Below are 10729 nucleotides of genomic sequence, written 5' to 3' on the forward strand. Positions count from 1 at the left end.
CTCTGTTGTAGAGTCTCTGCAATTCTTGAATACATTACATTTTAACATTCGATCGATAGTTCGTTTATACTAGAAAAGGACCAAATATGGCTGAAATAAAGAGTACAATGGAAATGGTTTTAGAGCGAGCCGCGAGAATGGCAGAGGCAGCTCCAGAGGTCGTCGCAAATGAAGACCTGATAAAAGACGGAATGAAGCTCGCTGCTGATTATCTCAAACAGGGTGAGACTGACCTGAGTGCATCCCTTGGTTCTCACTCAGCTGCAGATCAGGCAGAAATCATGAAGGGAATGGCCCAGACCCTTTTGAGAAATATTGTTCTGCCACGGGATGAAGAACTTGAGGTCACAGGCCAGGCAGCACTCCAGGGAATTCTCAATCTTTCCCAAAACAACGGTGAAATCCAAACAATTTGCCAGGAACTGGCCCAGATTTTAGCACAATACGGCCAGCATCAAGAACAGAGCACACAGCAGCTCAAAGATGCCCTCAAGGCCCAGATTCAACAGCAGCAGATGTCCATGGGTCAGGAATCCCAGGAAGAAATCAATCCGGTTATGCATCCTCAGTTTAACGAAGAGCTTAACAAGATGATGACCAGCCTGAACAATCAGTACAACGATGCCATGACCCAGCGCAAAGACATGATCCTGCAGCTTTTTTCACAACAGGGATAATTTTAATGTTAGCTAAGCACCTCACTTAGAAACAGCAGCTGTACAAACAGGACACAGAAGCAATGAACTACCAACTTCGGTTACAGAAACTCCGAAAAAAACTGCGTCGGAAAAAGCTGGATGCAATACTGATCTCCCAGCCTGAAAATCGCAGATATCTGTCAGGCTACAGTGGTGGAGACCATGGCATTGCCGAAACTTCCGGTGTGCTTCTGGTTCCTCAAAAAGGTCCTGTATTTCTCCTCACTGATTTCCGTTTCAAGATTCAGGCTGAAAAAGAAACAAGTGATATTCAGGTACTGCTCTACCCCAAGGGACTCATTGAACTTCTCAGCAGAATGCTGCCGGATCTTGGAATAAAGACCCTTGGTTTTGAAGCCCACTACACCCTGCACAGCACTGTGAAACAGATGACTGAACAGTTGGGGAAAAAGAGGGTTACGATATCCCCCCTGGAAGGGCTGGTTGAATCTCTTCGAATGATCAAAGATGACGATGAGATCTCCATTCTCAAGAAATCTGTCCAGCTCAATGAGAAGGTTTTTGAAGACGTTTTCTCCTCTTTTAAAGACTACAAATCCGAGATTGATGTGGCCATAGCCATAGAAACTGCTATGCGTAGGTATGGGGCAGAACGTCCAAGCTTTGATACAATTGTTGCAACCGGTTCTAATGGTGCACTTCCCCATGCTGTTCCAGGCACTGACCGTATTAAAAAGAACAAAAGTCTCACCATTGACATGGGACTTATCTTAGATGGTTATTGCTCTGATATGACGAGGAATTTTGTTCCACATAAAGCTAGCAAAAAATATATAAAGCTACACCGTATTGTAAGAAAGGCCCAGCTTGCAGGGATGGCTGCAATCCGCGCTGGCATCCCTTGCAGTGAAGCTGATGCAGCCGCCAGAAACATTATTGATAAGGCTGGTTTTGGAAAATATTTTGGCCACTCCCTTGGTCATGGCGTTGGACTTGCTGTCCACGAGGGTCCATCTCTTTCCCCACGAAGTAAGAAAAAGCTCAAAGCTGGTATGATTGTCACAGTGGAGCCTGGAATATACATCCCCGGCTGGGGAGGGATACGCCTTGAAAACATGGGTGTTGTTAGAGAAGATGGCTTTGAAAACTTCAACTCTAATTGTACCTGGTTGGATATTTAGAGCCTTATTTAGAAAACAGTTACAACGAACAAAACACAAAAATTCCATCGTCTAAAAAGAGGAACTAACAAGTTACCCACAAGGCTCTTATCCCGCGTAGCGGGGTTAGAGTTGAGAACCGAATCAGCTTTTAACAACAAAGGCTCTTATCCCGCGCAGCGGGGCTTTGGATCTTCGGAAATGTTTTAAGAAATTCAAATTTCAAATTAACACCACAAGCACAAGGATTTTCGCAATGCGGCAAATAGTAATTGATGAACTCTCTCCCATGGAGCAGGACAATATTGACTCTTACCTGAAACGTACCTTAAAGCAGGGGCCTATGGTTGGTTTATACTGGATGGAACTCCCCCCTGACCTGCTCTCTGAGGCCCAGCAAGGCCACGAAGATCACGGGCCTTTTTACCTGGCCGTTGAAGTCACACGAGACGGGGTAAAGTTTGAACTGCTCGTTCGCAGCCAGACCAATCTCCACTGTACCTGCATCGCCCATGCAACAAGCACACAGAGACAATTTGTCCTGGATTTTATGGATAAAATGCTAAAAGAAGAGATGATCAACGCTTAATAATACAAAGAGAAAGGCGAACCATAACAGGTCCGCCCTTCTTGTTCTTGACTTTGCTTCTGTCCTATTTTTATCACATGACCTTCACCGGCTTCTGCTCCTGGTCCTTTCGGGGATCAAACTGAGACTCAGTTGCCAGAGTTTTGAGTAGTGTTTCCTCACTATCACTTAAACTAGTCGGCAAACGAATTTCAAGAATCACAATAAGATCGCCTGCTGTACCATCCTTTTTAGTCAGCCCCTTAGCCTTTACTCGTAATTGCTTACCATTTTGGGCCCCTTTAGGAACTGTTACCTTTACATCACCACTCAAGGTCTCCACAGGTATTTTTGCCCCCAACATTGCCTCCCATGGAGATACTGCCACTACAGTCTTGAGGTCATACTCATTCACGCTATAGCGACTATGGGGCAATATTTTAAGTCGGATATGCAGTTTTTCGTTATTGGCTCCTGCACTACCTAGTCTGATCACAGAACCATCGGTTACACCTTTAGGGATTGTGACCTTAATTTCTTTATTTGCCTGCTCTACTTGCCCCAGAGTTCCTCTTTCAAATATCGGTAGAGAAATATGCTTCACGCGGCCGTGATACACATCCTCTAGACTTACCTGAAGTTCGTACTCCATAGGTGCATCTTGCATTCCCTCACTGCTCTGAGCCCAACCAGTATGTTCTCCAGCACCTGAAAAAGATCCTGCCTGCCCGAACAATTGACTTAGTATATCATCGAGGTTTTCAGATTGTGAGAACCGACCCTGGCCAGAGTAATACTGGTGTGAACCGTTATCATATTTTCCATTTTTTGCATTAAAATCACTAAACCCGCTAAAGCCATGCTCTGCACCCGCAGTTTCAGCTTCCTTCCATTTCTTACCATACTGATCGTATAGTTTTCGTTTTTTACTATCTTTTAGTACCTCATACGCCTCTCCAATCTCCTTAAACCGATCCTCAGCACCTGCATCCTTATTTATATCTGGATGAAACTTACGTGCAGCTGTGCGGTACGCTTTTCGAATATCATCATTGGAAGCGTTTTTAGAGATACCAAGAATCGCATAGTAGTCTTGTGTATGCATGACTTTGCTCCATATTCCAAGTTTTTACTCAGATTAATCATTATTTCACACAAGACATTAGCCATAATATTACTTTTGTCAACATTGCATCTTTAGTAATATGCAGCTCAAGTAACCTCTGCACCAACCCAAATCCCTGTCCATAGTGGGTGGAAAATGGTAAAATAAGAAAAGTATAAAAGATATGATGGAGGTGAAATGATGAAGATCAGACTGCCCAAAACTTTATATCATGGATTTCCACTTTTTTGCATACTTGTTGGCTTCCTGGCCATTGCCCTGCTCCACAACCCCTTTGGAATAGTCATATCAACAGGGTTGTATATCTACGCCTACCGCATTCTCTGGCTGAGACTTTAAGGAAGTCAAAGTAGTAAACTCGTCCAATGCTCACGGTGACTTAACGCCGTTTTTCTTGCGTATATAAACCGTCTTATACACTCGAGCTACGGGAGAATGTGCCTCATCAAAGATATCCACACGAAAGTTTTCATGCATCTTTTTACCGGAGGCAGCCTTTTCACGGAGTTCAGCTAATTTTTCCTCGTCAAGCATGAAATGAGCCATCACCCTACCTCGGCCCGGTTGGACAAATTTGATTTTTGCAGAACTGTCCCAGATAATATAGTCCTTTCCCAGGTTGGCTATGAGCATCAAGACTAAAAATGGATCGGTCATAGAAAACAGACTGCCACCAAAGTGACTCCGCAGATAATTCTTGTTATACCATCGGAGTTTCATGCCAACTTTAATATTTCTCCAGTCCTCACTTATATCTTCCACGCGAACCCCTGCACCAAGATACGGTGGCCAGCTATTGAGCATAAACCGAAACAGGTGGGGATGATTCATCGGGTCAAATCTAGTTTTCATAATGCTCATACCTATTCATGAGCCTTATGCCAAAGTCGTTTCTTCCTCTGAGCCACTATGGTATCGAGACCAAGAGAGAGAAAGAAACCTGCACCAGCCACAAAAATTATAGCAGCGCCTGAGGTTAGGTCGTATCTGTAGGCACCCCAGAGTCCGGCTGCAATAAACCCCATTCCCAAAAGACAGGAGAGCATCATCATCTGCAGCAGCGATTTTGTGTATTTCTCGGAAATATAGGGAGGAATGGTAAGTAAGGCGATCACCAGAATAAGACCCACAACCTGCACCACGATGACTACCGTTATTGCCACTGTACCGATCAGCATGAAATAGAGGGGCCGAACGGCAACACCACGTACCTGGGCAAATTCCTCATCATATGACATTGCAAGCAGGTCATCATAAAAGAAAAATATGATAAACAGTATGGCAACTGTGAGCGCCGCCATGCCTATAAGCTCAGACCCCGGAACGCTTAGAATGGAGCCAAACAAATAGCTCATCAAATCAACGTTGTAGCCGGGCGTCATATCAAGAAGCAGTATACCTGTGGCCATACCAACCGACCACATCACCCCTATAATTGTGTCCGCCCGCTGCTTTGATTTTATCGAAACAGCAGCCATAATCATAGAGGAGGCAAAGGCAAAGCTGGTCGCCCCAAGCATATAGGGCCAGCCCATAAAAAAAGCAAGACCTATCCCGCCATATGCACTGTGGGCAATACCACCCGACAAAAAAACCAGCCTATTTACTACGATCAGCGTACCTACAACCCCACAGATAATAGAGGCAAGAAGCCCCGCCATGAGCGCGTTACGAATAAATTCAAACTGTAAGGCTTCAATCATTTTCTGCCTCCTGCTGACCTTCCGGCTTTCCCTGGGAAAGAACTCCCACCGGGCATATTTCCTCAACTGAACAGGAGTAGAAGGCGTCAAGGACGTCGCTTGAAGAGCCAAAGGATTGATGATAATGCATCCGTTTATTGAGACAGGCTATGGATTTAGCGTAGTTGGAGACCACAAGGAGATCATGGCTGACCATAAGAATAGTTAACTCCTTATTTAACTCCACAAGTAGTTCGTAAAACTCAGTTTGACCCTTGGTATCGATAGAAGCGGTGGGTTCGTCCAGCACCAGAAGCCTTGGATGTGAAACAAGGGCCCGGGCAATGAGCACCCGTTGCCTCTGCCCCCCTGAAAGGGCAATTATTTTTCGTTCTGCACAGTCACCGATACCGAGCTTTGCAAGTGTATCGCGTGCATTTTCACGCTCTGCAGCAGTATTACCGAAACGAAACCTCCTCCCCGGCTTATGATTTCCCATGAGAACCACATCCAGCGCTGTAGCTGGAAAACTCAAATTATGATTCACATGTTGGGGCACATAGCCAATTGCCGCCTCCCCACTTCCACCTCGTGTGTTCTTTTTTATCTCGATACTACCTCTGGTGGGTTTGAGTAAGCCTAAAATAAGTTTAAGCAGGGTGGTTTTACCGCCCCCATTTGGACCGATGATCGAAATAAAATCCCCTTTATTAACAGTCAGATTAATATCGTGAAGAATATCAACCCCACTATTTGAATAGCAGAGGTGGGAAATTTCAACTATGGGCTCGGTGATACTGACAATGTTCATTGTATAGCATCCCTAAATTGCTTAGCAACAAGCTTCATGTTATCCAGCCACTTCTCTGCCAGAGGGTCCACGGTTATAACTTCGCCCTTAATTTCCCGGGCGATCAGTCGGGCACTTTTAGTGGAAAACTGAGGCTGGGCGAAAATAACCTGAATATTTTGTTGTCTGGCAAAAAGAATCAGTTCCTTAAGCTGTGATGATTTTGGTCCCTTGCCCTCAAACTCTATGGGTATCTGCCTCAAGCCATAGTTCTCTGCAAAATAGCCCCAGGAAGGATGGAAGACCATAAACCCCATCCCCTTTTTATCCTTCAAGATCGTATGCAGTTCCATATCGAGTTCTTCAATTTGATTGTTAAAAACGCTCAAATTTTTTTCAATCCTTTTGCTTTCTTCCGGGAGTAGCTTTGTAAGTGCGGCTGCAAGTATCACAGTCTGCTTTTGCACCAGCGTAGGAGAGAGCCAGATATGGGGATCAAGACCATCTTCCATGGCTGCGTCATGGTCTCCATGTTCATCTTCATGTCCATGGCCATCATGATCATCGTCTTCTTCGTGGCCATCATCTTCATGAAGATGTTTTTCCATAGCATTTTTTTCAATACCTGCATCAGTTTTCACAACGAGCATCTGCGGGTTAACTCCGGCTATTCTCTCGAGCCAGGCCCTCTCAAAGGGTACCCCGATGGAAAAATAAACGGCACTGGATGCAAGTTTTTTCATCTGGGAAACTTTCGGCTCATAGGTCGCAGGACTTGCCCCGGGCTTAACCATCACCTCCACATCAACAAGCCCGCCAGCTAACTGCTCAACGAAATATTTTTGAGGTAGAATACTTACAAAAACAGTCGGCTTTTCAGCGGCCACAAGAGCCGAGCTACTCAGCATCAGCCACAATAAGCTGACACAAAAAACAATGTATTGACGCATAGTTCCGCCCCTATAATTAATTAAAATAATTCCGTTAGATAAAAAATACGCCCAGACTTCAGATATGCGAAGACCTCGAGCGAATTTCTAAGGTACAACATATTGTAAGCCAAGTATATTGCGGAGTATTCCTTTTTCCAATAATTAAATAGCCTCGGTATCAGGAGCTACTGAGCTTACTCTAAATAATTGAGCCCATAAGATTTTTTATGGTTAACTCCGGCAGTAAGGGTCAGCTTTCGCCCCTCTACCATCCCTTTGTGGTAGGTATCGCTATCTAAACGACTACTGCGGGAACGCGAGCGTCTTAAACGAGGAAAACACATCTGTACAAAACTATCAAGCCTCCTGTCTTCGAGCACCAGAAGCTCTTTTTGCTCACTTCTTTCAGAGGTCGGTGACACGTTCTGCTCACTAAGTTTGTGGAAAAATCCTAAGACCACACCGAGGTAATAACTGTTTTTCTGGGTTCTTCCACTGACTTTAGCGCTACTGCGAAATTCCCTCCATAGCACATCCAACTGATTCTCCAAAAAATAGTAACAATATTCAGCGATGGATGTGTTCTCCCTTGTGCCCATAATCTCAATGGTTTTCTGCCTGCCATTTGACACCGGTACATAGGCCTCAGACAACACCACCCTCACATAGAAGAAATCCTTTAAGATTCTGCAAATATGACGTTTATAGGTCGCTACCTGTTTTTTTCCGGTTTCTATCACCTTAACCGTAAAATCCTCATGGCCAGGAGATTTGAGGTGCTGAACATGGTACTTATCAATAAGCATACTGGCTTTTTGTAGAGCAGCTTCTGCTTCGTGAATATTTGGCGACTCCCCCAGTGCCAGCAGTTTTTCTATTTTTTGCAGTACTGTGCTTGTCTGCCCGGCACCATACTCCACATTAGACAGTTCCTTGAGTAACTCCACTGAAAGCACACGGCTCCCCCTGAACTCTGGCAGGACACCTAAAAGTATACAGGCAGATTGAAATTCCTCCCCGTGGGCCAAGGTCTCTTCACCAATAACTTCCGAGCAATACTGGTGGGCCATCTCATGGCGTAGAACCTGTAAGGTGGTGCTCCACGGATACGAGAGAATAACGTCTTCACTGATCCGTAAATTCCGGGTCGTACTCTGCCAGCACCCCAACTGAGTTGTACCACTTGAGATCTCAAAAACTGGTGGTTCCAGCATCACTCCATGGGTACGACAAATTATAGAAAACTCTTCCTGCAGCCGAGTGAGCCAAAAGCGCATGAGACTGTTTTTATCAATTTTCAACTTCCCCCCTTTAAGCAGGTTACAATCTTAAATATCTGGTAAATATTACTCCAGGCCACCTTGATATTCCTTGTATCGCCAGTATACTTTACACTGGGTGTAAAATAGTTCATATTCAAAGGATTACCTCCCCGTCACTTGCAAGATTGGAAAATTGCAGGAAGCTTTAGTGACATACATAAAAAACAAACTGAGCTAAAAGTCCACAATGAAAAAGCTATTTATTCTCATTCTCTTAGTCAGCCTTTCTGCCTGTGCCACCAGTCCTACTGGTAGATCACAGCTTATGCTGGTTTCACCGGAGCAGGCCATAGAGTCCTCAAGGACAGCCTATGCTCAAACACTTCAACCGCTGCAGCAAAATGGCAAAATTGATAGCGACATCCGCGTCTCAAAGCGAATCCGTCTTATTACAGGAAGACTCATCGCCCAGGCCATTATATTGTATCCCCACACCGAGGAGTGGGAATGGAGTGTCAAGGTTATCGATGATCCGGAAACGGTGAATGCCTGGTGTATGGCAGGCGGAAAAATGGCTATATACACCGGTCTAATCGAGAAGACTAAGGCCACAGACGACGAAATTGCCCAGGTGATGGGCCATGAAATATCCCACGCCCTTGCCAACCATACAGCCGAGAAAATGTCTGTTGCCATGGCCTCCCAACTTGGACTTATGGGACTTGCAGTTGCAGTCGGAGGCAATGAATACAGGGGTGCCATACTTGCTGGAAGTGCTGCTGCCGCAGCCGTTGCTGTCACCCTGCCAAACAGCAGGACTGCTGAAGAAGAGGCAGATGCCCTTGGCATAGTGATTGCTGCACGGGCAGGGTACGACCCAAAGGCCGCAGCCAGTCTATGGCAGAAAATGGGAGAAGTTGGAGGTGAAGGTCCTCCCCAGTTTCTCTCAACCCACCCATCTCCGGATAATCGTAAAGAGACGCTCACAGCTCTTGCAGAAGAGGTTATGCCCTACTATCTCGACAAATCAGAACGCCCTGTGTATCAGCTTCAATAACCTTTTCGTATCATCCAAACAATGCTCATAGCAACCACGCACAAAAATACGGACTTTGATGCCCTCGCCTCAGTCATCGCGGCAACCCTGCTCTACCCTGGTTGTATTGGGGTTGTTCCTAAGATGACCAATAAAAATGTGGAGCAATTTCTCTCTACCCATAAAACCGCTTTTAATCTGGTGCTGCCAAATGAAATTGACCCAGACAAGGTCGAAAAGCTCATTGTGGTTGATACTGACCAGTGGCACCGTCTGGATCGCATGGAAAAGCTCCGGGATAAAGAAGGTCTTGAGATCGACATATGGGATCACCATATGACAGGCAAGGGTAATATTGTGCCAACATGGGAGACAAGGGAACATATCGGCTCAACCGTTACCCTGCTGATTCGTGAAATGAAAAAAAGGGGCACCAAGCTTACCCCACTTGATTCCACAGTTATGCTTTTAGGGCTCTACGAAGATACCGGCCATCTCTCCTTTCCATCCACAACGAGCGAAGATGCCATGGCGGCTGCCTTTCTACTTGAGAACAAGGCTGACCTTAATGTCGCAAGTTTCTTTCTTAACCCACCCTACGAAGAGACTCAAAAAGAGATCCTTTTTGAGATGATGAAGGCCACCGAAAAGCAGATTATCAATGGACATCCTGTTGGTTTTAACTGTGTTAAACTGAATAAAAAAGTACCTAATCTTGCGGCAGTGGTTTCTATATACCGTAAAATCGTTAATGTCGATGCACTCTTTGTTATTTTTAACAGCGACGACACCAACACTGTAATTGGCAGGAGCGGTGTGGAAAAAATTCATGTGGGTGAGGCGATGCAGGCCCTTGGTGGAGGTGGACACGCGGGCGCCGGTTCAGCAACTGTTAAAAGCCGAAAATATGGTATCGAAAAGATACAGGAGATCATAACAGAGGTACTCACAGCCTCAAAAAGTGAAACAGCATCCATTTCAGACATCATGTCTTTTCCTGTGGTCACAGTTCCCCCTACAACTAGTATGCGTGAGGTACAAGCGACCATGGCCAGGGAGAAAATCCGTGGAATTCTTGTCACCGAGGGTGATGATATTGTCGGAATAACAGTTCTCTGGGATTTTAAAAGGATCAAAAAGCAGCAACATTGGGACAGCCCGGTTAAAGCATTTATGGCTCGTGATGTCATAACAATCACCCCAAAAACCTCCCCCACCATGGCAGCCCGCCTCATGATCGAAAAGGATGTCGGCTACCTCCCCGTAGTTCAGGACAAAAAGGTGATTGGCATTGTCACACGTACCGATATTCTGACATATTCCTACGACCTGCTGCCCGATTAAAAAGAAGCCTTAATGGAAAAATCATATTAAAAAATTGTTGACTTCCCTTTCTGCTTCTGCTAAAAAGCACATCCTCAGCAGCAACAAAATGAGCGGGAATAACTCAGTGGTAGAGTGCAACCTTGCCAAGGTTGACGTCGCGAGTTCGAATCTCGTTTCCCGCTCCATTT

Annotated in this window: 12 protein-coding genes and 1 tRNA gene; 7 read left to right on the forward strand and 6 right to left on the reverse strand. The window is 45.3% G+C overall.

The window, feature by feature from the left end; all coding sequences use genetic code 11:
• Nucleotides 1-86: 86 nt before the first annotated feature.
• The 3 genes from ACX6CI_RS16330 (at nucleotide 87) to ACX6CI_RS16340 (ending at nucleotide 2408) form a co-directional block, all read left to right on the forward strand.
• Entirely contained in the window at nucleotides 87-677 is a 591-nt protein-coding gene (locus tag ACX6CI_RS16330) for a DUF6657 family protein (RefSeq protein WP_458774715.1), read from the forward strand.
• Nucleotides 678-739: 62 nt separating this feature from the next.
• A complete protein-coding gene (locus ACX6CI_RS16335; RefSeq protein WP_458774716.1) occupies nucleotides 740-1840 on the forward strand; it encodes a M24 family metallopeptidase in 1101 nt (366 codons plus the stop codon).
• A 235-nt stretch (nucleotides 1841-2075) separates the two neighbouring features.
• On the forward strand, nucleotides 2076-2408 hold the full coding sequence (locus tag ACX6CI_RS16340; protein WP_458774717.1) for a hypothetical protein: 333 nt from the start codon (nucleotides 2076-2078) through the stop codon (nucleotides 2406-2408).
• Nucleotides 2409-2481: 73 nt separating this feature from the next.
• Here ACX6CI_RS16340 and ACX6CI_RS16345 read toward each other — a convergent pair whose 3' ends face one another.
• Nucleotides 2482-3492 carry a DnaJ C-terminal domain-containing protein gene (locus tag ACX6CI_RS16345; protein ID WP_458774718.1) on the reverse strand — a complete coding sequence of 337 codons (1011 nt, stop codon included), beginning with the start codon at nucleotides 3490-3492 and terminating at the stop codon, nucleotides 2482-2484.
• A gap of 198 nt (nucleotides 3493-3690) precedes the next feature.
• Here ACX6CI_RS16345 and ACX6CI_RS16350 point away from each other — a divergent pair, with 198 nt between their 5' ends.
• A complete protein-coding gene (locus ACX6CI_RS16350) occupies nucleotides 3691-3852 on the forward strand; it encodes a hypothetical protein (RefSeq protein ID WP_458774719.1) in 162 nt (53 codons plus the stop codon).
• 30 nt (nucleotides 3853-3882) lie between these two features.
• Here the strand turns inward: ACX6CI_RS16350 and ACX6CI_RS16355 are convergent, their stop codons facing one another.
• The 5 genes from ACX6CI_RS16355 to ACX6CI_RS16375 form a co-directional block, all read right to left on the reverse strand.
• The gene (locus ACX6CI_RS16355) at nucleotides 3883-4365 is read right to left on the reverse strand and encodes a DUF4442 domain-containing protein (protein ID WP_458774720.1); all 483 of its coding nucleotides are present in this window, start codon (nucleotides 4363-4365) and stop codon (nucleotides 3883-3885) included.
• A gap of 11 nt (nucleotides 4366-4376) precedes the next feature.
• Nucleotides 4377-5216 carry a metal ABC transporter permease gene (locus ACX6CI_RS16360; RefSeq protein WP_458774721.1) on the reverse strand — a complete coding sequence of 280 codons (840 nt, stop codon included), beginning with the start codon at nucleotides 5214-5216 and terminating at the stop codon, nucleotides 4377-4379.
• Nucleotides 5209-6006 (reverse strand): metal ABC transporter ATP-binding protein, encoded by a 798-nt coding sequence (locus ACX6CI_RS16365; RefSeq protein ID WP_458774722.1) that lies wholly within the window; start codon nucleotides 6004-6006, stop codon nucleotides 5209-5211. The genes ACX6CI_RS16360 and ACX6CI_RS16365 overlap by 8 nt, the downstream gene beginning before the upstream one ends.
• Nucleotides 6003-6935: a metal ABC transporter solute-binding protein, Zn/Mn family gene (locus ACX6CI_RS16370; protein WP_458774723.1), complete on the reverse strand. Its 933-nt coding sequence runs from the start codon at nucleotides 6933-6935 to the stop codon at nucleotides 6003-6005. The genes ACX6CI_RS16365 and ACX6CI_RS16370 overlap by 4 nt, the downstream gene beginning before the upstream one ends.
• 176 nt (nucleotides 6936-7111) lie before the next feature.
• Nucleotides 7112-8218, reverse strand: coding sequence for a SprT-like domain-containing protein (locus tag ACX6CI_RS16375; protein ID WP_458774724.1), 1107 nt, complete (start codon nucleotides 8216-8218; stop codon nucleotides 7112-7114).
• A 208-nt stretch (nucleotides 8219-8426) separates the two neighbouring features.
• On the opposite strand from ACX6CI_RS16375, the gene ACX6CI_RS16380 reads away from it, so the two are divergent.
• From ACX6CI_RS16380 to ACX6CI_RS16390, 3 genes are all read left to right on the forward strand, one after another.
• Nucleotides 8427-9236, forward strand: coding sequence for a M48 family metallopeptidase (locus ACX6CI_RS16380; protein ID WP_458774725.1), 810 nt, complete (start codon nucleotides 8427-8429; stop codon nucleotides 9234-9236).
• Nucleotides 9237-9257: 21 nt separating this feature from the next.
• The gene (locus ACX6CI_RS16385; protein WP_458774726.1) at nucleotides 9258-10559 is read left to right on the forward strand and encodes a CBS domain-containing protein; all 1302 of its coding nucleotides are present in this window, start codon (nucleotides 9258-9260) and stop codon (nucleotides 10557-10559) included.
• A 92-nt stretch (nucleotides 10560-10651) separates the two neighbouring features.
• A tRNA-Gly gene (locus ACX6CI_RS16390) sits at nucleotides 10652-10726 on the forward strand.
• The last annotated feature ends 3 nt before the right edge of the window (nucleotides 10727-10729 follow it).

It is taken from the genome of Desulforhopalus glucosivorans (assembly GCF_054397165.1).

Bases quoted from the DNA above. Each gene is read 5' to 3' on its own strand.
- ACX6CI_RS16330 (WP_458774715.1), top strand. From the start codon at position 87: ATGGCTGAAATAAAGAGTACAATGGAAATGGTTTTAGAGCGAGCCGCG.
- ACX6CI_RS16335 (WP_458774716.1), top strand. From the start codon at position 740: ATGAACTACCAACTTCGGTTACAGAAACTCCGAAAAAAACTGCGTCGG.
- ACX6CI_RS16340 (WP_458774717.1), top strand. From the start codon at position 2,076: ATGCGGCAAATAGTAATTGATGAACTCTCTCCCATGGAGCAGGACAAT.
- ACX6CI_RS16345 (WP_458774718.1), bottom strand. From the start codon at position 3,492: ATGCATACACAAGACTACTATGCGATTCTTGGTATCTCTAAAAACGCT.
- ACX6CI_RS16350 (WP_458774719.1), top strand. From the start codon at position 3,691: ATGATGAAGATCAGACTGCCCAAAACTTTATATCATGGATTTCCACTT.
- ACX6CI_RS16355 (WP_458774720.1), bottom strand. From the start codon at position 4,365: ATGAAAACTAGATTTGACCCGATGAATCATCCCCACCTGTTTCGGTTT.
- ACX6CI_RS16360 (WP_458774721.1), bottom strand. From the start codon at position 5,216: ATGATTGAAGCCTTACAGTTTGAATTTATTCGTAACGCGCTCATGGCG.
- ACX6CI_RS16365 (WP_458774722.1), bottom strand. From the start codon at position 6,006: ATGAACATTGTCAGTATCACCGAGCCCATAGTTGAAATTTCCCACCTC.
- ACX6CI_RS16370 (WP_458774723.1), bottom strand. From the start codon at position 6,935: ATGCGTCAATACATTGTTTTTTGTGTCAGCTTATTGTGGCTGATGCTG.
- ACX6CI_RS16380 (WP_458774725.1), top strand. From the start codon at position 8,427: ATGAAAAAGCTATTTATTCTCATTCTCTTAGTCAGCCTTTCTGCCTGT.
- ACX6CI_RS16385 (WP_458774726.1), top strand. From the start codon at position 9,258: ATGCTCATAGCAACCACGCACAAAAATACGGACTTTGATGCCCTCGCC.